Here is a 21,991-nt window from a genome sequence, read left to right as displayed (position 1 = left end):
CGCTGACTGAGCGGGTGTTTTTTTAATAGCCAACATTAATAAAATTTAAGGATATGTTAATATAAATTCCCTTCCAAATTCCAGTTACTCGTAATATAGTTGTAATGTAACTTTTCAAGCTATTCATACGACAAAAAAGTGAACGGAGGGGTTTCAAATGGAAGAAACCTTTCAATTATTATATGATACATATCATCAAGATTTGTACCAATTTTTATTTTATATGGTAAAGGATAAAAACCAGACAGAAGACCTTCTTCAAGAGGTTTATATCCGGGTATTAAATTCTTATCATACGTTTGAAGGAAGAAGCAGTGAAAAAACATGGCTTTTGTCTATCGCACGCCATGTTGCGATAGACTGGTTCCGTAAACAGCAAACAATCAGACAGCGTATACTCGGTACATTTGACTGGGATACACAGGATGTCAGGGATCAGCAATTGCTGCCGGACGAACTTGCGGTTCAACATGAAAATGTCCGGGAAATTTATGCTGCGCTTGATCAATGTACAATCGATCAAAGAGCTGTGATTATCTTGCGGTTTATTCAGGGATATTCAATACAGGAAACAGCCAAGGCTCTGCGCTTCTCGGAAAGCAAAGTAAAAACGACCCAACACAGAGGGCTCAAAGTACTTCGGAAACATATGGAGCTTTTGAGGGAGGAGCTAATGGATGATGAAGTCAGAATGGAACGAAGAACAGATAAAGGAGTTGTTAAGTCAACTTCCGGCAGTTAAAGACCATCGTTCGCCTCAGGATATTTACAAGCGGCTGACGATGGCAAAGCGTAAAAATAAGCCCGCTGTCAGGTGGATTGGCCCCGCGTGCGCCGCTGCAATTGCGGTTTATATCGCCTTCATTATTTCTCCTCATTTCTTTGATCAGGCACAGCCTCAACAAAAAGAAGCGTCCCAAGAGAACGCAGTAACGAAAACTGAGCCAGAAGACAGCCCAAAAGCTGCATCATCCCTGGATCAGACATCGTTTGTCGTTCCTGAAAAGGAACAGAACAATTACATAACTGTAGCGGTTGCTGATGCCGATACATCCGCAATCATACCCGTCAGCATCCAAAAAACAAATGCAGACCAAACGATCCAGGATATGCTGTTTGAAAGTAGTGAATTGGGCATCCTTGATCATGCCATTACAATTCCATCCTTCATAGATGAAGTAGAAATAAAAGAAAAACCAAAGCAGAAGGAATTAAGTATACGAGTCCATCAGCCAGCTACGGCATTTTCTGTAAAAGATGATACACTGTTAAAAAAATTGCTTAAAGAATCCTTAAAATGGAGTCCTTATGAAAAAGTCAAATTTTTATCGGATCAAAATGAGACTGGGGTTCGGATTGGCTCATATGGCACTTTTACGGAAATTTCGATTCCAAAACAGTCAAAAAGAGCTTACTACTTGTACAAAAATAAACAAGGGAACTTTCTCATTCCGTCAGAAAAAACATTTGATACGGTAAAAGAAGCGATTAATGAAATGGAATCGAGCAGTCAAAAAGATACAACACCGCTTATTCAAGCGGGTACTGTCCAATCTGTAACGAAGAAACAGAAGCACTTATATATCCGTTTCTCAAAGGACTCAGAAGTTGAGGATTCTATTGCCAGTATTTTAATGATTGAGGGACTTCTTTTAACCGCAAAAGAGTTTGGCTTCACAGAAGTGACCTTTACCGAAACCAGAACAAACAAAATCGGCAAATATGACGTATCAGATGCAATTCCGGTACCGGCCGCTCCAAATCCGATTTTCTTAAACTAAATTGGGCCCTTTGAGGCTCTTTTTTTAGTTGCTATTCATATAATAGAAATTTTCAAAAAAAAGTTGTGCGTGTATAATAAAACAAGGTAACGATTGAAAGGATTTGAGATGAGTGAACGTGTTAACAATTAAAGGAGTTTCTATCGGGGAAGGAATGCCGAAAATCATCGTTCCGCTGATGGGAAAGACGGAAAAACAAATTCTGAATGAAGCAGAGGCAGTAAAATTACTGAATCCGGACATTGTTGAATGGAGAGTCGACGTATTTGAAAAAGCTAATGACAGAGAAGCGGTCACAAAGCTCATGTCTAAGCTTCGTAAATCTTTAGAAGACAAGCTATTTCTATTTACATTCAGAACCCACAAAGAGGGCGGGAGCATGGAGATGGACGAAAGCTCCTATCTTGCTTTGCTGGAATCGGCAATCCAAACAAAAGACATCGATCTGATAGACATCGAATTATTTTCAGGAGATGCAAATGTAAAAGCGTTAGTATCGATGGCGGAAGAAAACAACGTCTATGTGGTGATGTCAAATCACGACTTTGAAAAAACGCCTTCGAAAGATGAGATTCTTTCAAGACTTCGGAAAATGCAGGATTTAGGGGCACATATTCCCAAAATGGCTGTTATGCCGAATGATACTGGAGATCTCCTAACGCTGCTTGATGCGACGTATACAATGAAAACAAAATATGCAGACCGCCCCATTATTACAATGTCAATGGCTGCAACAGGGCTCATCAGCAGGCTGAGCGGTGAGGTTTTTGGATCGGCTTGTACTTTTGGAGCTGGAGAAGAGGCGTCCGCACCAGGTCAAATACCTGTTTCTGAGTTAAGGAGTGTCTTAGCTATTTTGCATAAAAACACACGAGGATAGAACAATAAAAAAACTCAAGCTATATAGCTTGAGTTTTTTTATTATGGCAGATCAATGAGCTTCACAGACACAATATCAGGGACATTTGTTAGTTCTTTCACAATTTTATCTTCCAGATGTCTGTCAAAGGAAAGCATCATGATGGCTTCTCCGCCTTTTTCCTTACGGCCAACCTGCATAGTTGCAATGTTAATATCATTATCTCCGAGAATACGTCCTACTCGGCCGATGACACCTGTTGTATCTTGATGCTGGATATACACCAAGTGACCTGTCGGATAAAAATCAATATTAAATCCATTGATCTCGACAATTCGTTCTCCGAAATGAGGAATATACGTAGCCGTTACAGTAAAGGTGCTGCGGTCTCCTGTCACTTTTACGCTGATGCAGTTATCGTATCCAGATTCAGAAGAGGAAATTTTTTCACTGAAGCTGATGCCGCGTTCTTTTGCGACACCCCCGGCATTGACCTCGTTAACAGTAGAGTCAACGCGCGGTTTTAAAAAGCCTGACAGAAGGGCTTTTGTAATGAACGATGTTTCAAGTTTAGCAATTGTGCCTTCATATTGAATGGCAACATCCTGTACTGGTTCTTTCATGCACTGTGATACAAGGCTGCCAATTTTTCCTGCAATTTGATGGTAGGGCTTAATTTTAGCAAATTCATCTTTTGTCATGGCAGGCAGGTTGATAGCTGACATGACAGGCAGGCCTTTTGCGAACTGCAGAACTTCTTCTGACACTTGGGCGGCGACATTGAGCTGTGCTTCTTTCGTTGATGCTCCTAAGTGAGGAGTGGCAATGACTAATGGATGATCAACAAGTTTGTTGTCAACTGGCGGTTCAACTTCGAAAACGTCAAGAGCCGCTCCCGCAACATGCCCGTTTTCCAAAGCTTCGAGAAGTGCTGCTTCATCGATAATTCCGCCTCGCGCACAGTTAATTAAGCGAACGCCTTTTTTCGTTTTTGCAATCGTTTCTTTATTCAATAAGCCTTTTGTTTCTTTTGTTAAAGGCGTGTGAACGGTAATGATATCCGCACTTTCAAGCACTTCTTCAAATGTACGGCTGTTTACGCCGATTTTTTTCGCTCTTTCTTCCGTTAAGAAAGGATCAAAAACGTGCACTGTCATACCGAACGCTCTCGCACGCTGTGCAATTTCACTTCCGATTCGGCCTAATCCTACAATACCAAGCGTTTTTCCATAGAGCTCTGAACCCACATAAGCTGTGCGGTTCCACTCTCTGGATTTCACTGAGATATTAGCCTGCGGAATGTGTCTCATTAAAGAAGAGATCATTGCAAATGTATGCTCAGCTGTCGAAATGGTGTTGCCGTTCGGAGCATTGATCACGATTACCCCGTGTTTCGTAGCCTCATCAATATCGATATTATCGACACCGACACCGGCTCTTCCGACAATTTTTAAAGAAGTCATTTTGTTGAAAAGGTCTTCTGTTACTTTTGTCGCACTTCGCACCAAAAGAGCATCAAAAGTATGTAATTCATCTTCTGCATCTGCTACGTTTTTTTGAACGATTTCAATAAAGTCTGATTCAATAAGTGGCTGTAAACCGTCGTTGCTCATTTTGTCTGAGACCAATACTCGAAACATCGTTAGATTTCCTCCTAAATTGACAAACTAAATATCTGATAATTTAACATATTCTCAAAAGAGTGTCAACGTGTATTGACGCAGTAAAGGATAAAAGTAAAGCCTAATAAATCAATGATTTGACAGCTTGCAGGTAATATATATAATTTGAAGCAATTCTCTATACAGCCAACCAGTTATCGTTTATAATGTAATTAAATTTCATATGATCAATCTTCGGGGCAGGGTGAAATTCCCTACCGGCGGTGATGAGCCAATGGCTCTAAGCCCGCGAGCTGTCTTTACAGCAGGATTCGGTGAGATTCCGGAGCCGACAGTACAGTCTGGATGGGAGAAGATGGAGGTTCATAAGCGTTTTGAAATTGAATTTTTCAAACGTTTCTTTGCCTAGCCTAATTTTCGAAACCCCGCTTTTATATATGAAGCGGTTTTTTTATTGGCTGGAAAAGAACCTTTCCGTTTTCGAGTAAGATGTGATCGAAAAGGAGAGAATGAAGTGAAAGTAAAAAAATTAGTTGTGGTCAGCATGCTGAGCAGCATTGCATTTGTTTTGATGCTGTTAAATTTCCCGTTTCCGGGTCTTCCGGATTATTTAAAAATCGATTTTAGCGACGTTCCCGCTATTATTGCCATTCTGATTTACGGACCTTTGGCGGGTATTGCCGTAGAAGCGATAAAAAATGTTCTTCAGTATATCATTCAGGGAAGCATGGCCGGAGTTCCTGTAGGGCAAGTTGCGAATTTTATTGCAGGAACACTCTTTATATTACCGACTGCTTTCTTATTTAAAAAACTCAACTCAGCAAAGGGCTTGGCTGTCAGCCTGCTTTTGGGAACTGCAGCGATGACCATTTTAATGAGTATTTTAAATTATGTTCTGATTCTTCCGGCATACACGTGGTTTTTACATTCACCGGCATTATCCGACAGCGCGCTAAAAACAGCTGTCGTCGCAGGTATCCTGCCGTTTAACATGATAAAAGGTATTGTAATTACGGTTGTATTCTCACTAATTTTTATCAAGCTTAAGCCATGGATTGAGCAGCAGCGAAGTGCACATATCCATTAAATAAAAAAGCTCCCGTTCGGGAGCTTTTTTTAGTTACTTCTATTCAAATTTAAGCGGGTCGCCTTCAAATGGCTCATCCGCCACTTTGATGGAATCAGTAGGGCATCCTTCAAATGCGTCAATCATATCTTCTTCCAGTACCTCAGGAACTTCGACAACACCTTTGTTTTCATCAAGCGTTACGAACGCGATGCCTTCATCATCGTAATCGTAAATGTCTGGTGCAGCAGCTCCGCAAGCGCCGCATGCAATACATGTATCTTTGTCTACGATTGTGTACTTTGCCATGAATAAAACCTCCCAGATTGTTCTTGGTGGAACAAATGGATCAATCTTTATATTTAATCAATTTAACACCTATTCCTCTTACTTATTGTAATGATGTTGCTGCTACATTTCAACAGAAAAATGATTGAGAATGCTTATCACATAAGGGGTTATCTACATAACATCCCCCTTAATGATGACTTTAAACGTCGATTTCTGTTTGAAATCTGTTAAAATAAAAAGAGCAAATCAACGATTTTTGTCAGGAAGAATGTAGGTGGATAGGTTGTCATTAAATTACTTCGATATTATGGTTCTCGATTGTCTTTGCAAAATAAACGGGGAACGGTCGGGAAGCGCTGTTTTTCACCTATTCAAAGGCAAGAGATCGTCACAAACCATTCAAGATGCCGGCTTATTTCAGACTGCAAAATACTTTGGAATGGCGGCAAAATGTTCGAGAAGCGATATTTCTGCGTCGCTTGACAAGCTTGAAAAGCATTCATATCTCGCGCCAATGTCTGAAACAGATACATACAAAGTGACAGCCAGCGGCGCAGCAGTTTTGAGACATTCCATTAGCGAGCGGCCGTGGCCCGTTTATTGTCACGGTGCTCATTATCAGCAGGCTGCCGGCGTGCTTTGGAAAAGGCTTTCGCTGCTTGTGCAGGTCTTATCCCATAAACAGCAAGGGAGCAGGCAGTATATCCCTGTCACAAAGGATCATAAGACACTTCACTGGGTAAAGAAATACCTGTCCCGGCATACGGATCATATAGAGATGGCAAAAAGCCTTTTTGCCATGCTTGAGGCACATTTGAAAAAGATTGAAAACAAAGCAGCGCAAATTTTTGTCTACTCCTTAACCTCGCACCATCGGATCGGTTATACGAGCAGGCAGCTTGCTGATACGCTGAAAGAAGACGAATGGTATGTCTATATCATGTTTTGGGCTTCGGTACATTATTTTATTCATTCTCTTCCGGAGTGTGAAGATGCTTTGTTAAAGGATCTCCTTTCTGATGTGCACTTAGATAATGCCCTGACAGAGTCGACGAGGAAAACATGGCAGATGGTCAAACAAGGGTTTCCGATACATCGAATTGCTGAAATCAGAAAGCTGAAAACAGCGACGATTGAAGACCACATTGTCGAGATTTCTCTCCATGAGCCTACGTTTATGATTAATGACTATGTATCAGCAGAAGACCAGCTCCAAATCGCAGAGTTTGCCAAACGGATGCGGACGAATAAAATCAAACAAATTCGCGACGGGCTGGAACAGCGGTTCAGCTACTTTCAAATCAGACTGGCATTGACAAAGCAGGTGCAGCAATATGACTAAATTACAGCAAACGTTATATCAGTTTTTTGGTTTTACTTCCTTTAAAAAAGGGCAGCAGGACATTATTGAAAGCATACTCAGCGGGAAGGATACCATTGCAATGCTCCCGACTGGGGGAGGGAAATCGCTTTGCTACCAGCTGCCTGGTTATATGCTTGACGGCATGGTATTAATCGTTTCTCCACTGCTTTCTTTAATGGAGGATCAGGTGCAGCAGCTCAAAGCCCGGGGGGAAAAGCGTGCTGCAGCTTTGAACAGCATGCTTAACAGGCAGGAAAGACAATTTGTTTTAGAACATATTCATCGATATAAATTTTTGTACTTGTCTCCTGAAGCTTTACAGTCTCCATATGTATTGGAAAAATTGAAAAGCGTCCCGATCAGCCTATTTGTTATTGACGAAGCGCATTGTATTTCTGAATGGGGACACGACTTCAGGCCTGATTATTCAAAGCTCGGACAGCTGAGAAAAAAACTTGGACACCCGCCCGTTCTGGCATTGACCGCCACGGCTACAAAGGAAACGCTGCAAGATGTCATGAACCTGCTCGAGCTGCAGCATGCTGTACGGCATCTCAACTCAGTCAACCGCCCAAACATCGCACTGAGGGTTGAAAATGCGGCGGATACTGCCGAAAAAATAGATAGGGTCATTCAGCTGGTTGAAAACCTGCAAGGCCCGGGAATTGTTTATTGTCCGACACGGAAATGGGCTGAGGAATTAGCGGGTGAAATTAAAAGCAAAACGAGCAGCAGAGCCGACTTTTACCATGGCGGTTTGGAGTCAGGGGACAGGATTTTAATTCAGCAGCAGTTTATTCATAACCAGCTTGATGTGATATGTTGTACGAATGCGTTTGGAATGGGTGTCGATAAACCTGATATCAGATATGTAATTCATTTTCACCTCCCGCAGACGGCAGAAGCTTTTATGCAGGAAATCGGAAGAGCGGGCCGCGACGGAAAGCCGAGTGTCAGCATTTTGCTGCGGGCGCCAGGGGATTTTGAATTGCAGGAACAGATTATCCAGATGGAGAGTGTCACAGCTGAAGAAATCGCCGACGTGATCCGTGTGCTAGAGAAGACGGAGGAGCGGGATGAGAGAAGGCTTCGTGACGTATTACTTCAGTATGGCGTCGGAGAGACACAGGCCCGTATGATGATTCATCTCTTTATGCAGGGAAAAACATCAGTTGAACTGATGAAGAAAGAAATTTCATATCGCATGGAGCTGAAGCTGGAAAAAATGCACCGTGTATCATTTTTGCTTCAGCGTGACGGCTGTTTAAGGCAGGCACTGTTAACCTACTTTGATGAATCATACGAGCCTGATGACGGAAACCTCCCGTGCTGTTCATATTGCGGTTTTGATTTATCCTTGTATGAACAAAAAGGGGAACGGAGAAAAATGGCGCCATTAGACAGCTGGAGTTCGGAATTGCACCGGATATTCAACTTGCAGACTGTAGGTGAGCTGAACTGAAACAGCAAAAAGATTATATTCAGCATATGTCTGACCGTGATATGCTGAAGCAGTTATATTTGACGCAGCTACTCATCATCTTTGCCGCTGCTGCAGCAGGACTGTTCTTTTTTGAGGATGTACGGGACGTATTAAAGCTCTGGGACATTCGCGATATGCGAATCATCTGGTATGGTGTTTCTATAGCTGTTATTGTTATTTTAGCCGATGTGGCAGTAATGAAATGGTTTCCGTCTCATTTATATGATGACGGCGGAATCAATAAAAAAATATTCAGTAAGAGGTCAATCCCTCATATTATATTTTTAACGCTTCTGATTGCTTTCGCGGAAGAAATGTTATTCAGAGGAGTGCTGCAGACTCATATCGGTTTATGGGCGGCCAGTCTTATATTTGCCGCTCTGCACTTTCGGTATTTGTCAAAATGGCTGTTATTTATTATGGTGACAGCAATCAGCTTTTTGCTCGGTCTGATGTATGAATGGACCGGCAACTTATTTGTTCCGATGACGGCGCATTTTATCATTGATGCCGTGTTTGCCTGTCAGATTCGTTTTGAACATGTGAGGAGGGATAAACATGACGAACATGTCAAGAGTAGAGAGAAGAAAAGCCCAGAATCTTTATGAAGATCAAAACGCCGCATTGGCGGACGATTATGTCGATGATGGAGAAAACCTTCCGACAAGACAATCTGTAAAAAATCAAAGAGAACAGAAAAAAAAGCAAGGCAAAACAAAAACGCCATTATTCACAGTACTCGCAGTAATATTTGTATTTGTGCCGGTTATCGTTTTAGTCACCTTATTTTATCTAAAGAGCCACCCGGATAATCATGACGATTATGAAGATGTTTTTATTGACAGCAGCCAAAGCAAATATGAGGTTGTCCCGAAATCAGAGGATAAAAACGATACCGCAGACACTAAAGAGACCGCACTGCAGAAGGAGTCAAAAAAAGAGCCTGAAGATTCCAAGCCAAAAGAGCCGGCAAAAACCGCTGATGATAAGAAACAGACTGCTGTAGCGGAAAAAGAAGACTCGGCAAATAAGGAGGAAGCAACCGCCGCGGCTGCTTCCTCTTCCCAATCAACAGTACAACAGCAAGAACAGCAACAGCAGCAACAGCAGCCGGCTGAGCCAGTTCAAAATGTGCCGAATCGCGTTGTCAAGCACACCGTCCAAAAGAAAGAAACGCTATACCGTATTTCCATGAAGTATTATAAAAGCCGGACAGGAGAAGAAAAAATTCGAGCGTATAATCATCTGAATGGAAATGATGTTTACACCGGACAAGTTTTGGACATCCCCTTAATGGATGAATAGGGTATTATTTTTATTTTACGTTCATATATTATAGCAATGAAAATGGACAAGGTGTGAAGCGTATGGAATCCTTATGGAATCAGCTGGATCAGTTTACAGACGCGCCGACCAAACAGATGCTCCAAGCGCTGGTAAAACGAAAACAAAAATTCGAAAATTATGCAGCACAATGCCGCAGATGGCGATGGGCTTCACTTATCTGCCTAGGCTTATTATGTGTTATGATCATGATCAAAAGCCCGGAGCCTCAGCTTATACTTCAAGAAATACTTAGCCATACCTTTTATTTATTTTGGATGCTGGCAACCGCTTTTGCCTACTGCACTTCATATTATTTCAAGAAAAAGGAAGAAAAATCCGAGACTGATTTCCATAAACTGAGATGTGAAATTATTCAGAAAAGTACTGATCTCTGGCCGCAGCCCGATAAATGGAAGGCGAGAGAGTCTGTTTTTCATATGATGAAGCACAAATATGACATTAATCTATATTTTGAAAGTAAATAAAATGGGGCGTTTTCTCAAACGATAGAAACGTCTTTTTTTTATTGTCCGTCTTATTGATAAGTTCTAAAAAGAATGGAGAGTTTTTTATGAAGCTATCAGTGAAAATTGCCGGTGTACTAACTGTTGCGGCAGCGGCAATGACGGCAAAAATGTATGCAACAGCAAAAGGCAATCATTTGAAGACACATACGTTTCCTTTATCAAAGATGAAGGGCAAGCCGCCTCTGACAATCTTTTTTATTTCAGACATTCACAAACGTCTCATTGATCAAGACCTTTTAGAAAAAGCGCGAAGCCATGCCCCTCACTTGGTTATAATCGGCGGTGATTTAGCTGAGGGCGGGGTGCCCAGTGCGAGAATCGAGGAAAACATCAAAAGGCTTGTACATTTCGGGGTCCCTATCGTGTTTGTGTGGGGGAATAATGATTATGAAGTCAGGCAGCATAAGCTGTATTCCATATTTAAAGCGCACGGCGTCATCACTCTGAGAAATGAGTCAGTCCCGTTTTCATACAATGGGCATACGATTGCGATTGCGGGGGTTGATGATATCAGGATGGAGATGGATCATTATGAGGAAGCCATCAAAGAACTTGATGAAAGCCAGCTGAATATTCTGGTTTGTCATAATCCGGAGATTCATGAACAAATCAATGAAGATGACGGTATTGATGTGATACTCAGCGGACATACCCATGGAGGCCAGATCAGGTTTGGAAAATTTGGCCCTTATGAACTGGGGAAAACAGGTATTGTTAAAAACGCGGCATATCTGATCAGCAACGGCTACGGCACGACAAAAGTGCCTCTTCGTTTAGGTGCTGAGCCTGAAACACACATTGTGACTCTTTGCGGGCCAGAATAACTTCTAAAAAGCAAAAATCAATATGGCAATAAAAACTGCATTGTGCTTGTCTTACTAGTGAACTCAGTGTAAACTGATAACAATTAAGAACCTATGACTCATCATCTCATATAATGTGTTATATGATTTGTGTGCAAGTAGAGGCAGGAGGGAACGTTATGCGGCTTGAGCGTCTGAATTATAATAAGATCAAAATCTTTTTAACCCTCGATGATTTGACAGACCGGGGATTGACAAAAGAAGACCTCTGGAAGGACTCATTTAAAGTCCACCAGTTATTTAAAGATATGATGAATGAAGCAAATACAGAGCTCGGCTTTGAAGCGAATGGACCGATTGCAGTGGAAGTGTATTCTCTCCAAGCACAAGGGATGGTCGTGATTGTAACAAAGAACCAAGACGCCGATTCAGAAGACGATGAGTATGATGATGATTACATCGAAATGCAAGTCAAGCTTGATGAAAGCGCGGACATCATATATCAATTCCATTCCTTTGAAGATATCATTCAGCTTTCAGAAAGCTTACAGCGAATCGGTATCACAGGGGGAACTGTCTACCACTATGACGGGCAGTACTTTTTAAGCCTTGAAGATCTAGGGTCACATACGGCTGAAGGGGTTGTGGCGGTTCTGGCTGAATACGGCAATCCGACAACTTTAACGATTTATCGCCTGCAAGAGTATGGTAAGCTCATTATGGACGGTAATGCCGTAGAAACGATACAAACTCATTTTTCATAAGAATGCAACGGAAAACTGCTGATTTCAGCAGTTTTTTTTCGTTAAAAAACATGGAAAAACATAACGTTTATTCTATGCACAGATCATATGAAGGTGTATACTATTCTCTGAAAGGGAGCATGTGAGAAACAGAAGATTCTAGGAGGTTAACTCAAATGGCAGCCGATCGAAACACCGGTCATACAGAAGAGGACAAACTTGATGTATTAAAATCAACCCAAACCGTAATACATAAGGCTCTGGAAAAATTGGGATATCCCGAAGAGGTATACGAATTGTTAAAAGAGCCGATGAGATTATTAACGGTAAAAATACCTGTTCGTATGGACGACGGTTCAGTAAAGATTTTCACAGGATATCGTGCGCAGCACAATGACTCTGTCGGTCCAACGAAAGGCGGGATACGTTTTCACCCGAACGTAACAGAAAAAGAGGTGAAGGCGCTTTCAATTTGGATGAGTTTAAAATGCGGCATAATTGATCTTCCATATGGCGGTGGTAAAGGCGGAATTGTTTGTGATCCAAGGGATATGTCGTTTAGAGAGCTGGAGCGTCTGAGCAGAGGGTATGTCAGAGCGATCAGCCAAATTGTCGGCCCGACAAAAGACGTGCCGGCACCGGATGTATTTACAAACTCACAAATCATGGCTTGGATGATGGATGAGTATTCAAGAATTGATGAATTTAATTCGCCTGGATTTATTACAGGCAAACCGCTTGTGCTTGGCGGATCTCACGGGAGAGAATCTGCGACAGCAAAAGGTGTTACCATCTGTATTAAAGAAGCGGCTAAGAAGAGAGGCATCGATATTAAAGGTGCGCGTGTCGTTGTCCAAGGCTTCGGAAACGCGGGAAGCTATTTGGCAAAATTTATGCATGATGCGGGGGCAAAAGTTGTCGGCATCTCAGATGCGTATGGCGGACTTTATGATCCGGAAGGCCTTGATATCGATTATTTACTCGACCGACGCGACAGCTTCGGTACCGTAACAAAGCTTTTCAACGATACCATTACCAACCAAGAGCTGCTGGAGCTGGATTGTGATATTCTCGTTCCTGCTGCGATTGAAAATCAAATTACAGAAGAAAATGCCCATAATATCCGGGCTAAAATTGTCGTTGAAGCAGCGAACGGACCAACAACGCTTGAAGGAACAAAAATTCTTTCAGACCGGGACATTCTGCTTGTACCAGACGTGCTGGCAAGTGCCGGTGGCGTAACAGTTTCTTATTTTGAATGGGTTCAGAATAACCAAGGCTTCTACTGGAGTGAAGAAGAGGTAGAAGAAAAATTAGAAAAAATGATGGTCAAATCATTTAACAATATTTATGAAATGGCTAACAACCGAAGAATTGACATGAGGCTCGCTGCATATATGGTCGGCGTTCGCAAAATGGCTGAAGCTTCGCGTTTTAGAGGCTGGATATAAGTTGATGATTTGCATAAAAATAAAAAATCTCCTATGATAAAATAGGAGATTTTTTTATTCGGAAATAGAAAATATGAAGTGGAATGCCAATCGCAGGAGTTGACAGAAATGATTCAAGAAAAAGCAATTATTATAGGCGGAGGGCCTTGCGGACTATCTGCTGCCATTCACCTAAAACAAATTGGCATTGATGCCCTCGTCATCGAAAAAGGCAATGTCGTTAACAGTATTTACAATTATCCGACGCATCAAACCTTTTTCAGCTCAAGTGAAAAGCTCGAAATCGGAGATGTGGCATTTATTACGGAAAACAGGAAGCCTGTCAGAATTCAGGCTTTATCGTATTACCGGGAAGTCGTCAAACGGAAAAACATCCGTGTTAACGCATTTGAAATGGTGCATAAAGTGACGAAAACGGAAAATAACACATTTGTTATTGAGACGTCAAAAGAGACCTACACGACGCCATATTGTATCATCGCCACAGGCTATTATGATCATCCAAACTATATGAATGTACCCGGTGAGGATTTGCCGAAAGTATTTCATTATTTTAAAGAAGGCCACCCGTATTTTGATAAAGATGTTGTTGTTATCGGCGGGAAAAATTCAAGCGTGGACGCTGCCCTTGAACTCGTGAAATCTGGAGCGCGTGTCACAGTTTTATATAGGGGCAATGAGTATTCTCCAAGCATTAAGCCGTGGATTCTGCCGGAATTTGAAGCCCTCGTCAGAAACGGTACAATCCGTATGGAATTTGGCGCTTGTGTCGAAAAAATCACCGAGGATGAAGTTGTGTTTCGCTCCGGAGAGAAAGAACTCATTACCATTAAAAATGATTTTGTATTTGCCATGACAGGCTATCATCCTGATCATCAATTTCTTGAAAAAATTGGTGTTGAAATTGATAAAGAAACAGGGCGTCCATATTTCAACGAAGAAACGATGGAAACGAACGTTGAAGGTGTCTTTATTGCCGGTGTTATTGCTGCGGGAAATAATGCAAATGAAATATTTATTGAAAACGGCAGGTTTCACGGGGGGCATATCGCAGCGGAAATCGCCAAAAGAGAAAACCATTAAAGATGAGGAGCATATGATGCATTCGTATGCTCTTTTTGTTTTTTTAAGTGCAGACAGATGTAAAATTTTAAACAACATGGTAGGATAGACGTAGGAATATAAAGGAAAGAGGTTGCCTGATGTTTGCAATCATCTCTGCAGGAATTGCCCCCGGCATCGCGTTATTAAGTTATTTTTATTTAAAAGATCAGTATGATAATGAACCTGTACATATGGTGCTACGGTCGTTTTTTCTCGGGGTTGTTCTTGTATTTCCCATCATGTTTATCCAGTATGTACTTGAAAAAGAGAATGTAGGAGGCGGAAGCTTTTTCGTTTCTTTTTTATCTTCGGGGTTTTTGGAGGAATCATTAAAATGGTTTATACTGATGATCAGTGTTTACCCGCACGCCCACTTTGATGAGCATTATGACGGGATTGTGTACGGTGCAAGTGTATCACTCGGTTTTGCAACCCTCGAAAATATTCTTTATTTAATTGGCCACGGCGTGGAGCATGCGTTTGTCAGGGCGCTGCTGCCTGTTTCATGCCATGCCTTGATTGGCGTTATAATGGGATTTTACCTTGGAAAAGCCCGTTTTTCCGCTGATAAGGCGCGTGTAAAGTGGCTTACTCTTTCTTTAGTTGTCCCATCCCTTTTGCATGGATCATATGATTTTATCCTAACAGCGCTTAGCAATTGGATTTATTATATGCTTCCATTTATGGTGTTTTTATGGTGGTTTGGTTTGCGTAAAGCGAAAAAAGCCCGTTCCGTTAATATGATGCAAGTATAGAAGCCGCACAGCAACCGTGCGGCTTTTTTGTGTGCAGTTTTTATGTTCTGAGGGATAACAAGGAAAGAGTGTATAAAAATAACCTCGTTACAGAAAATACGATTACACTTAAAAATTTGCAGTAGGAGGCTTGAAAAGATGAAGTCCAAAGGATCGATTATGGCATGTCTCATCCTTTTTTCCTTTACAATAACGACGTTTATTAATACTGAAACGATCTCTGCCTTTTCGAATCAGGTCATTCAAAGAGGGGCAACCGGGGATGATGTGGTCGAGCTTCAGGCGCGTCTTCAATACAACGGATATTATAACGGAAAAATTGACGGGGTTTATGGATGGGGGACGTACTGGGCAGTTCGGAATTTTCAGGATCAATTCGGGTTAAAAGAGGTTGACGGCCTTGTAGGAGCTAAAACAAAGCAAACCTTAATATGTAAATCAAAATACTATCGTGAATATGTTATGGAACAGCTCAATAAAGGGAATACATTCACGCATTACGGAAAAATCCCGCTGAAGTATCAGACGAAACCGTCAAAAGCAGCAACACAAAAAGCAAGACAGCAAGCGGAAGCGAGGCAGAAACAGCCTGCGGAAAAAACAACGCAGCAGCCTAAAGCGAATGCGAATAAACAGCAAAACAATACACCAGCAAAAGCAAGAAAACAGGATGCGGTAGCAGCGAACATGCCTGGTGGATTTTCCAACAACGATATCAGGCTGCTTGCTCAAGCGGTTTATGGCGAAGCCCGGGGCGAGCCGTACGAGGGGCAGGTTGCTATTGCAGCAGTCATTTTAAACCGTTTGAACAGCCCGTTATTTCCAAATTCAGTAGCGGGGGTTATTTTTGAGCCGCTTGCCTTCACAGCAGTAGCCGACGGACAAATTTACATGCAGCCGAATGAAACGGCACGAGAAGCAGTGCTGGATGCCATCAATGGCTGGGACCCATCAGAGGAAGCACTTTACTACTTTAATCCGGATACGGCTACAAGTCCGTGGATTTGGGGGCGTCCGCAGATTAAAAGAATCGGTAAACACATTTTCTGTGAGTAGCAGATATGAGAAAGCATAAAAAGAGGTGTGATAAATGATCAGAGGAATTTTAATCGCCGTGCTTGGTATTGCAATAGTCGGTACAGGCTACTGGGGATACAAAGAACACCAGGAAAAAGACGCAGTTCTTCTTCATGCTGAAAATAACTATCAGCGGGCGTTTCATGAGCTTACCTATCAGGTGGATCAGCTTCATGATAAAATCGGAACAACACTTGCCATGAACAGCCAAAAATCACTGTCGCCTGCATTGATCGATGTGTGGAGGATTACATCAGAAGCTCATAACAGCGTCAGTCAGCTGCCGCTTACATTAATGCCGTTTAATAAAACTGAAGAGCTATTATCAAAGATCGGCGATTTCAGCTATAAAACGTCAGTCAGAGATTTGGACCAAAAGCCGCTTGATAAAAACGAGTATACATCACTAAATAAGCTATATCAGCAGTCCGAAGATATACAAAATGAATTGCGTCATGTTCAGCACCTTGTCATGAGCAAAAACCTTCGCTGGATGGACGTAGAAATGGCTCTGGCTTCTGACGAAAAACAAAGTGATAATACGATTATCAACAGCTTTAAAACAGTCGAAAAAAATGTTGGTGCATTCTCCACTGGCACTGATCTTGGCCCGAGTTTCACCAGTACGAAAAAAGAAGAGAAAGGCTTCAGCCATCTGAAGGGAAAACAAATTTCCGAACAGGAAGCAAAACAAATTGCTGAGCGCTTTGCCCCAGATGACAATTATTCAATTAAAGTGGTAAAGAGCGGAAAAAAAACAAATCGCGATGTATATAGCATCAGCATGAAAGACCCAGACCATAAAGCAGTGATTTATATGGATATTACGAAGAAGGGCGGGCATCCGGTATACTTGATCCAAAACAGAGAAGTGAAAGATCAGAAAATCAGTTTAAATGACGGATCGAACCGAGCGCTTGCATTTTTAAAGAAAAACGGATTTGAAACAGATGATTTGGAAATTGATGAAAGTGCCCAATATGATAAAATCGGTGTATTTTCATATGTTCCTGTTGAAAATAAAGTCCGGATGTACCCCGAGGCAATTCGTATGAAAGTGGCCTTGGATGACGGTGAGGTTGTCGGCTTTTCAGCAAGAGACTTCCTCACATCTCACAGAAAAAGAACCATACCTAAGCCTGCAATTACTGAAGCAGAGGCAAAGTCTAAATTAAATAAAAATGTACAAGTGAGAGAAACAAGGCTCGCTTTGATTACAAATGAACTAGGTCAAGAAGTGTTATGCTACGAAATGCTTGGGACAATTGAAAATGACACATTCAGAATGTATATCAATGCCAAAGACGGATCGGAAGAAAAGGTTGAAAAACTAAAAAATGCAGAACCTATATATAAAGACCTATAAAAAACAGGAGGAAAGGACTAAATGTCTTTTCCTTTTTTTCATTACGTGCTTTAATAAAAACGTGAGTATATTGAATGCGAAAGAGTGAAGTCAATGATAGAGATTGGAGAAAATGTACTTTTAGAATATATAGAAGAAAATGAATTGAAAAAGGCAAAAAGCAAGGCGGTCAGCATCGAAAACAATGAACTTTTGATCGCGTATCCTGTTGATGTAGTTACAGGGCGAACTGTGATTTTACATAACGATATGGAAGTAACGGTAGAGTTTGTGGGAAAAGACGAAGTTCCTTATCGCTTTATAAGCCGTATAAAAGGTAAAGTGAAGGACAAACTTCAAATGATCTGTCTTGAAATGCCTCCCCGTGAAAAAATGAAAAGAATCCAGCGCCGCCAATATGTAAGAACTGATGCGGTATTAGATGTGCAAATTCAGCCGGGAAATGAAGAAGAGTTCCGCACACTATCCTATAACATCAGTGCAGGCGGCATCGCCGTGGTTTTAGATGATGGCCTTTCTTTTCAATCGGGGGAATCATTGCGCCTGATCATCCGTCTTCCTGAAGAGGAGCACACACGTCAAATAGAAACAGAAGCAGTTGTCAGACGAATCTTTAATGACCCCAAGTCAGGAAAACGCAAAATGACTTTAGAGTATTCAGAAATTGCAGCAGGTGACCAGCAGGCTTTGCTTCAATACTGCATCAGGCGCCAGTTAAATAAGAGAAGAAAGGCCCGAATGGAATAAACATCGGCAAACACTTCCATACTATTTGTAATGGAGGTGCTCCAATGAAAACATTTGAACGGTTGCTGATCAAATTATTGTTCATTCAGGCCATCATTTTATTTGGTGTCCAATTTCTTTTTTACTACCAGCATATTGAACCATACGTATCAAAAGTGATTCAATATGAAGGGGTGGATAACATGGAGGGGGACAATAAGATTGAAACCTTCAAACATTAATTTTTCATCAATTTTTCACCCTTTTTCATAAAGTTCGTGATACAATCCATAGAGGAGAAAAGAGCAAGGAGAGGAATTATGGAAAAGAAATTATCGATTGCAATTGACGGCCCGGCAGCTGCAGGGAAAAGCACCGTTGCCAAAATTGTGGCTGAGAAAAAATCGTACATATATATTGATACAGGAGCAATGTATCGAGCAATTACGTACGCGGCTTTACAAGAAAACGTTGAGCTGACAAATGAAGAAAAACTGGCTGAGCTGCTAAAGCGGACAGACATTGAGCTGATTACAACAAAAGATGGACAAAAAGTGCTTGTAAACGGTACCGATGTAACTGATGCGATCAGAACAGATGAAGTCAGCAACCAAGTTTCAATTGCGGCCAAGCACAGAAGTGTCAGAGAAGAAATGGTGAAACGCCAGCAGCAGCTTGGGGAAAAAGGCGGCGTCGTCATGGATGGTCGTGACATCGGGACGCATGTGCTGCCAAATGCAGAAGTAAAAATCTTTCTTTTGGCATCTGTTGAAGAGAGAGCGAAACGCCGTTATGAAGAAAATGTGAAAAAAGGCTTTGATGTCAACTACGAAACATTAATTGAGGAAATTGCAAGAAGAGACAAGCTTGATTCAGAGCGCGAAGTATCTCCGCTGCGTAAAGCAGAAGACGCTATTGAAATCGACACGACATCGCTTTCCATTCAAGAGGTAGCTGATAAAATCCTCGAGGCTGTGGAGCAAAAGTCCCACTGAGGATGGCAAATGCCACTTTTTTTGAATTTTTCAACGAAGATAGAATGTTATTGCTTGACAAACCTGTCCTTTTATTAGAAGTTAATACTAATAAAACTTTTTATTGATCATTCAAAAAACTTTTTTGGATGATTCTTTAATACATATTCGGCTAAAAGCGGGCATGTTATATGTTCAGCTTTCAAACCGTTTTAATTAAGCTGTGTAGGTTTGGACCAAGGAGGTTATTCAAATGACAGAGGAAATGAATCAAATTGATGTTCAAGTGCCAGAGGTTGGAGATGTAGTTAAAGGGATTGTGACAAAGGTAGAAGACAAACATGTAGATGTAGAAATTATCAATGTCAAACAATCCGGTATTATTCCAATCAGTGAATTATCAAGTCTTCATGTAGAGAAAGCATCGGATGTTGTTAAAGTAGACGACGAGCTTGACCTGAAAGTAACAAAAGTGGAAGACGATGCTTTGATTTTATCTAAACGTGCTGTTGATGCAGACCGCGCTTGGGAAGACCTTGAGAAAAAATTTGAAACAAAAGAAGTGTTTGAAGCTGAAGTGAAAGATGTCGTGAAAGGCGGCCTTGTCGTTGATATCGGCGTTCGCGGTTTTATTCCGGCATCGCTTGTTGAAGCACATTTCGTTGAAGACTTCACTGACTATAAAGGAAAAACACTGTCACTGCTCGTTGTAGAGCTTGACCGTGATAAAAACCGCGTGATCCTTTCACACCGTGCTGTTGTTGAAAGTGAACAAGCGAATAAAAAACAAGAACTTCTTCAGTCTCTTGAAGTTGGAAGTGTACTTGATGGCAAAGTACAGCGCCTGACTGATTTTGGCGCGTTTGTTGATATCGGCGGCATCGACGGACTTGTACACATTTCACAGCTTTCCCACTCTCATGTAGAGAAGCCGTCTGACGTTGTTGAAGAGGGGCAAGAAGTAAAAGTGAAAGTGTTATCGGTTGACCGTGATAATGAACGTATTTCTTTATCAATCAAAGATACACTGCCTGGACCTTGGAGCCAAATCGGCGAAAAAGTGAAGCCTGGAGATGTGCTTGAAGGAACTGTACAGCGTCTTGTAAGCTTCGGTGCCTTTGTTGAAATCCTTCCAGGTGTTGAAGGTCTCGTTCATATTTCTCAAATTTCCAATAAACACATCGGCACGCCGCATGAAGTCCTTGAAGAAGGACAGACTGTAAAAGTGAAGGTTCTTGATGTGAATGAAAATGAGGAGCGCATTTCACTAAGCATGCGTGAACTTGAAGAAACGCCTAAAGCTGACCAGGAAGATTACCGTCAGTATCAAGCGAAGGAAGAAACAAGCACTGGCTTCCAGCTTGGAGATCTGATCGGAGATAAGCTGAATAAACTAAAATAATTGGTGATAAACGTGACTCGAGCAGAACGAAAAAGACAACACATCAATCATGCCTTGTCCACCGGCCAAAAGCGGGAAACAGGTCTTGATGATATTACGTTTGTTCACGTCAGTCTGCCCGATCTTGCATTAGAACAAGTAGATATTTCCACAAAAATCGGCGAACTTTCAAGCAGTTCGCCGATTTTTATCAATGCAATGACTGGCGGCGGCGGAAAACTTACATATGAGATTAATAAATCGCTTGCGCGAGCGGCTTCTCAGGCTGGAATTCCCCTTGCTGTGGGATCGCAAATGTCAGCATTAAAAGAGCCATCAGAGCGTCTTTCCTATGAAATTGTTCGAAAGGAAAACCCAAACGGGCTGATTTTTGCCAACCTGGGAAGCGAGGCAACGGCTGCTCAGGCAAAGGAAGCCGTTGAGATGATTGGAGCAAATGCGCTGCAGATCCACCTCAATGTGATTCAGGAAATTGTGATGCCTGAAGGAGACAGAAGCTTTAGCGGCGCACTGGAACGTATTGAACAAATTTGCAGTCATGTCAGTGTACCAGTCATTGTGAAAGAAGTCGGATTCGGTATGAGCAAAGAATCAGCAGGAAAGCTGTATGAAGCTGGTGCTGCAGCTGTTGACATAGGTGGTTACGGGGGAACAAATTTCTCGAAAATTGAAAATCTCCGAAGACAGCGGCAAATCTCCTTTTTTAACTCGTGGGGCATTTCGACAGCTGCAAGTTTGGCGGAAATCCGCTCTGAGTTTCCTGCAAGCACCATGATCGCCTCTGGCGGTCTGCAAGATGCACTTGACGTGGCAAAGGCAATTGCGCTTGGGGCCTCTTGCACCGGAATGGCAGGGCATTTTTTAAAAGCGCTGACTGACAGCGGTGAGGAAGGACTGCTTGAGGAGATTCAGCTGATCCTTGAGGAATTAAAGATGATTATGACCGTGCTGGGTGCCAGAACGATTGCCGATTTACAAAAGGCGCCCCTTGTGATCAAAGGTGAAACCTATCATTGGCTCACAGAGAGAGGGGTCAATACATCAAGCTATAGTGTGCGATAAATGATGAAAGCCCAAAACCGTATGTGGTTTGGGCTTTTTGTATTATGATTTTCGCTTTTTGAATCTTCCGTTTTGTTCAAGGCTTGTCGCTCCGTCATAGTGAATGGACTGGTCGCGGTCTGATTCGACTCTGCCTGAAGCTTTGAGTTTTTTCTCTTGTCTGTCTTTTCCCATGATCATACTCCTTAATGTGAGATCGATTGTTTAAAA

The 21,991-nt window shown here is 41.9% G+C and carries 24 protein-coding genes and 1 riboswitch; of the genes, 21 read left to right on the top strand and 3 right to left on the bottom strand.

The features are described from left to right. Nucleotides 1-157 precede the first annotated feature (157 nt). The 3 genes from sigX (at nucleotide 158) to aroD (ending at nucleotide 2,661) form a co-directional block, all read left to right on the top strand. Nucleotides 158-742, top strand: a complete 585-nt coding sequence (sigX, locus tag M1D65_RS11325) for an RNA polymerase sigma factor SigX (protein ID WP_003230521.1) — start codon at nucleotides 158-160, stop codon at nucleotides 740-742. Then, nucleotides 678-1,781, top strand: coding sequence for an anti-sigma-X factor RsiX (gene rsiX / locus M1D65_RS11320; protein ID WP_124072983.1), 1,104 nt, complete (start codon nucleotides 678-680; stop codon nucleotides 1,779-1,781). Before sigX ends, rsiX begins: the two co-directional genes overlap by 65 nt. Before the next feature lie 112 nt (nucleotides 1,782-1,893). Beyond that, a complete protein-coding gene (gene aroD, locus M1D65_RS11315) occupies nucleotides 1,894-2,661 on the top strand; it encodes a type I 3-dehydroquinate dehydratase (protein WP_064671060.1) in 768 nt (255 codons plus the stop codon). A 41-nt stretch (nucleotides 2,662-2,702) separates the two neighbouring features. On the opposite strand, the gene serA is transcribed toward aroD, so the two are convergent. After that, nucleotides 2,703-4,280 (bottom strand): phosphoglycerate dehydrogenase, encoded by a 1,578-nt coding sequence (gene serA, locus M1D65_RS11310; protein ID WP_004398713.1) that lies wholly within the window; start codon nucleotides 4,278-4,280, stop codon nucleotides 2,703-2,705. A gap of 208 nt (nucleotides 4,281-4,488) precedes the next feature. Further along, nucleotides 4,489-4,623, top strand: a riboswitch (FMN riboswitch). 153 nt (nucleotides 4,624-4,776) lie between these two features. Here serA and fmnP point away from each other — a divergent pair. Next, nucleotides 4,777-5,349 (top strand): riboflavin transporter FmnP, encoded by a 573-nt coding sequence (gene fmnP, locus M1D65_RS11305; RefSeq protein WP_004399159.1) that lies wholly within the window; start codon nucleotides 4,777-4,779, stop codon nucleotides 5,347-5,349. Nucleotides 5,350-5,388: 39 nt separating this feature from the next. Here the strand turns inward: fmnP and M1D65_RS11300 are convergent, their stop codons facing one another. Next, entirely contained in the window at nucleotides 5,389-5,637 is a 249-nt protein-coding gene (locus tag M1D65_RS11300) for a ferredoxin (protein WP_003225461.1), read from the bottom strand. A gap of 265 nt (nucleotides 5,638-5,902) precedes the next feature. On the opposite strand from M1D65_RS11300, the gene M1D65_RS11295 reads away from it, so the two are divergent. The 17 genes from M1D65_RS11295 (at nucleotide 5,903) to fni (ending at nucleotide 21,781) form a co-directional block, all read left to right on the top strand. Beyond that, nucleotides 5,903-6,961 (top strand): helix-turn-helix domain-containing protein, encoded by a 1,059-nt coding sequence (locus tag M1D65_RS11295; protein ID WP_124073061.1) that lies wholly within the window; start codon nucleotides 5,903-5,905, stop codon nucleotides 6,959-6,961. After that, nucleotides 6,954-8,444 carry a RecQ family ATP-dependent DNA helicase gene (locus M1D65_RS11290; protein ID WP_446014881.1) on the top strand — a complete coding sequence of 497 codons (1,491 nt, stop codon included), beginning with the start codon at nucleotides 6,954-6,956 and terminating at the stop codon, nucleotides 8,442-8,444. The genes M1D65_RS11295 and M1D65_RS11290 overlap by 8 nt, the downstream gene beginning before the upstream one ends. 26 nt (nucleotides 8,445-8,470) lie before the next feature. Continuing rightward, entirely contained in the window at nucleotides 8,471-9,073 is a 603-nt protein-coding gene (locus tag M1D65_RS11285; protein WP_167553949.1) for a CPBP family intramembrane glutamic endopeptidase, read from the top strand. Continuing rightward, complete coding sequence (locus M1D65_RS11280; protein ID WP_124072986.1) at nucleotides 9,024-9,770, top strand: LysM peptidoglycan-binding domain-containing protein; 747 nt, start codon at nucleotides 9,024-9,026, stop codon at nucleotides 9,768-9,770. The genes M1D65_RS11285 and M1D65_RS11280 overlap by 50 nt, the downstream gene beginning before the upstream one ends. A gap of 62 nt (nucleotides 9,771-9,832) precedes the next feature. Further along, nucleotides 9,833-10,276 carry a YpbF family protein gene (locus M1D65_RS11275; RefSeq protein WP_003230531.1) on the top strand — a complete coding sequence of 148 codons (444 nt, stop codon included), beginning with the start codon at nucleotides 9,833-9,835 and terminating at the stop codon, nucleotides 10,274-10,276. A gap of 86 nt (nucleotides 10,277-10,362) precedes the next feature. Beyond that, nucleotides 10,363-11,142, top strand: coding sequence for a metallophosphoesterase (locus M1D65_RS11270; protein WP_003230532.1), 780 nt, complete (start codon nucleotides 10,363-10,365; stop codon nucleotides 11,140-11,142). 158 nt (nucleotides 11,143-11,300) lie between these two features. Then, nucleotides 11,301-11,885 carry a genetic competence negative regulator gene (locus tag M1D65_RS11265; protein ID WP_003230533.1) on the top strand — a complete coding sequence of 195 codons (585 nt, stop codon included), beginning with the start codon at nucleotides 11,301-11,303 and terminating at the stop codon, nucleotides 11,883-11,885. 155 nt (nucleotides 11,886-12,040) lie between these two features. Next, complete coding sequence (gene gudB, locus M1D65_RS11260) at nucleotides 12,041-13,315, top strand: NAD-specific glutamate dehydrogenase (RefSeq protein ID WP_003230536.1); 1,275 nt, start codon at nucleotides 12,041-12,043, stop codon at nucleotides 13,313-13,315. Nucleotides 13,316-13,423: 108 nt separating this feature from the next. Beyond that, the gene (locus M1D65_RS11255; RefSeq protein ID WP_049141259.1) at nucleotides 13,424-14,398 is read left to right on the top strand and encodes a YpdA family putative bacillithiol disulfide reductase; all 975 of its coding nucleotides are present in this window, start codon (nucleotides 13,424-13,426) and stop codon (nucleotides 14,396-14,398) included. A 119-nt stretch (nucleotides 14,399-14,517) separates the two neighbouring features. Next, a complete protein-coding gene (prsW, locus tag M1D65_RS11250; RefSeq protein WP_003230542.1) occupies nucleotides 14,518-15,174 on the top strand; it encodes a glutamic-type intramembrane protease PrsW in 657 nt (218 codons plus the stop codon). 138 nt (nucleotides 15,175-15,312) lie between these two features. Beyond that, the gene (sleB, locus tag M1D65_RS11245) at nucleotides 15,313-16,230 is read left to right on the top strand and encodes a spore cortex-lytic enzyme (protein ID WP_015714181.1); all 918 of its coding nucleotides are present in this window, start codon (nucleotides 15,313-15,315) and stop codon (nucleotides 16,228-16,230) included. 34 nt (nucleotides 16,231-16,264) lie between these two features. After that, a complete protein-coding gene (gene ypeB / locus M1D65_RS11240) occupies nucleotides 16,265-17,617 on the top strand; it encodes a germination protein YpeB (RefSeq protein ID WP_003230547.1) in 1,353 nt (450 codons plus the stop codon). A 93-nt stretch (nucleotides 17,618-17,710) separates the two neighbouring features. After that, on the top strand, nucleotides 17,711-18,364 hold the full coding sequence (gene dgrA, locus M1D65_RS11235) for a cyclic di-GMP receptor DgrA (RefSeq protein ID WP_124072987.1): 654 nt from the start codon (nucleotides 17,711-17,713) through the stop codon (nucleotides 18,362-18,364). A 44-nt stretch (nucleotides 18,365-18,408) separates the two neighbouring features. Further along, nucleotides 18,409-18,585, top strand: a complete 177-nt coding sequence (locus tag M1D65_RS11230) for a YpfB family protein (protein ID WP_124072988.1) — start codon at nucleotides 18,409-18,411, stop codon at nucleotides 18,583-18,585. Nucleotides 18,586-18,663: 78 nt separating this feature from the next. Continuing rightward, nucleotides 18,664-19,338, top strand: coding sequence for a (d)CMP kinase (cmk, locus tag M1D65_RS11225; RefSeq protein WP_124072989.1), 675 nt, complete (start codon nucleotides 18,664-18,666; stop codon nucleotides 19,336-19,338). Nucleotides 19,339-19,570: 232 nt separating this feature from the next. After that, a complete protein-coding gene (rpsA, locus tag M1D65_RS11220) occupies nucleotides 19,571-20,719 on the top strand; it encodes a 30S ribosomal protein S1 (protein WP_014477197.1) in 1,149 nt (382 codons plus the stop codon). A gap of 12 nt (nucleotides 20,720-20,731) precedes the next feature. Beyond that, nucleotides 20,732-21,781: a type 2 isopentenyl-diphosphate Delta-isomerase gene (fni, locus tag M1D65_RS11215; RefSeq protein ID WP_124072990.1), complete on the top strand. Its 1,050-nt coding sequence runs from the start codon at nucleotides 20,732-20,734 to the stop codon at nucleotides 21,779-21,781. Nucleotides 21,782-21,823: 42 nt separating this feature from the next. Here the strand turns inward: fni and M1D65_RS11210 are convergent, their stop codons facing one another. Then, nucleotides 21,824-21,955 (bottom strand): YpzI family protein, encoded by a 132-nt coding sequence (locus M1D65_RS11210; protein WP_003225499.1) that lies wholly within the window; start codon nucleotides 21,953-21,955, stop codon nucleotides 21,824-21,826. Nucleotides 21,956-21,991: the final 36 nt, after the last annotated feature.

The organism is Bacillus sp. JZ39, from assembly GCF_053903145.1.
This window is presented reverse-complemented; position numbering and strand designations above follow the sequence as displayed.

Coding starts and splice junctions, on each gene's coding strand:
- M1D65_RS11285 (WP_167553949.1), top strand. CDS start 8,471: ATGTCTGACCGTGATATGCTGAAGCAGTTATATTTGACGCAGCTACTC.
- M1D65_RS11280 (WP_124072986.1), top strand. CDS start 9,024: ATGACGAACATGTCAAGAGTAGAGAGAAGAAAAGCCCAGAATCTTTAT.
- M1D65_RS11270 (WP_003230532.1), top strand. CDS start 10,363: ATGAAGCTATCAGTGAAAATTGCCGGTGTACTAACTGTTGCGGCAGCG.
- M1D65_RS11275 (WP_003230531.1), top strand. CDS start 9,833: ATGGAATCCTTATGGAATCAGCTGGATCAGTTTACAGACGCGCCGACC.
- sleB (WP_015714181.1), top strand. CDS start 15,313: ATGAAGTCCAAAGGATCGATTATGGCATGTCTCATCCTTTTTTCCTTT.
- sigX (WP_003230521.1), top strand. CDS start 158: ATGGAAGAAACCTTTCAATTATTATATGATACATATCATCAAGATTTG.
- gudB (WP_003230536.1), top strand. CDS start 12,041: ATGGCAGCCGATCGAAACACCGGTCATACAGAAGAGGACAAACTTGAT.
- prsW (WP_003230542.1), top strand. CDS start 14,518: ATGTTTGCAATCATCTCTGCAGGAATTGCCCCCGGCATCGCGTTATTA.
- dgrA (WP_124072987.1), top strand. CDS start 17,711: ATGATAGAGATTGGAGAAAATGTACTTTTAGAATATATAGAAGAAAAT.
- serA (WP_004398713.1), bottom strand. CDS start 4,280: ATGTTTCGAGTATTGGTCTCAGACAAAATGAGCAACGACGGTTTACAG.
- rsiX (WP_124072983.1), top strand. CDS start 678: ATGATGAAGTCAGAATGGAACGAAGAACAGATAAAGGAGTTGTTAAGT.
- rpsA (WP_014477197.1), top strand. CDS start 19,571: ATGACAGAGGAAATGAATCAAATTGATGTTCAAGTGCCAGAGGTTGGA.
- M1D65_RS11265 (WP_003230533.1), top strand. CDS start 11,301: ATGCGGCTTGAGCGTCTGAATTATAATAAGATCAAAATCTTTTTAACC.
- ypeB (WP_003230547.1), top strand. CDS start 16,265: ATGATCAGAGGAATTTTAATCGCCGTGCTTGGTATTGCAATAGTCGGT.
- M1D65_RS11290 (WP_446014881.1), top strand. CDS start 6,954: ATGACTAAATTACAGCAAACGTTATATCAGTTTTTTGGTTTTACTTCC.
- M1D65_RS11255 (WP_049141259.1), top strand. CDS start 13,424: ATGATTCAAGAAAAAGCAATTATTATAGGCGGAGGGCCTTGCGGACTA.
- M1D65_RS11300 (WP_003225461.1), bottom strand. CDS start 5,637: ATGGCAAAGTACACAATCGTAGACAAAGATACATGTATTGCATGCGGC.
- M1D65_RS11230 (WP_124072988.1), top strand. CDS start 18,409: ATGAAAACATTTGAACGGTTGCTGATCAAATTATTGTTCATTCAGGCC.
- cmk (WP_124072989.1), top strand. CDS start 18,664: ATGGAAAAGAAATTATCGATTGCAATTGACGGCCCGGCAGCTGCAGGG.
- M1D65_RS11210 (WP_003225499.1), bottom strand. CDS start 21,955: ATGGGAAAAGACAGACAAGAGAAAAAACTCAAAGCTTCAGGCAGAGTC.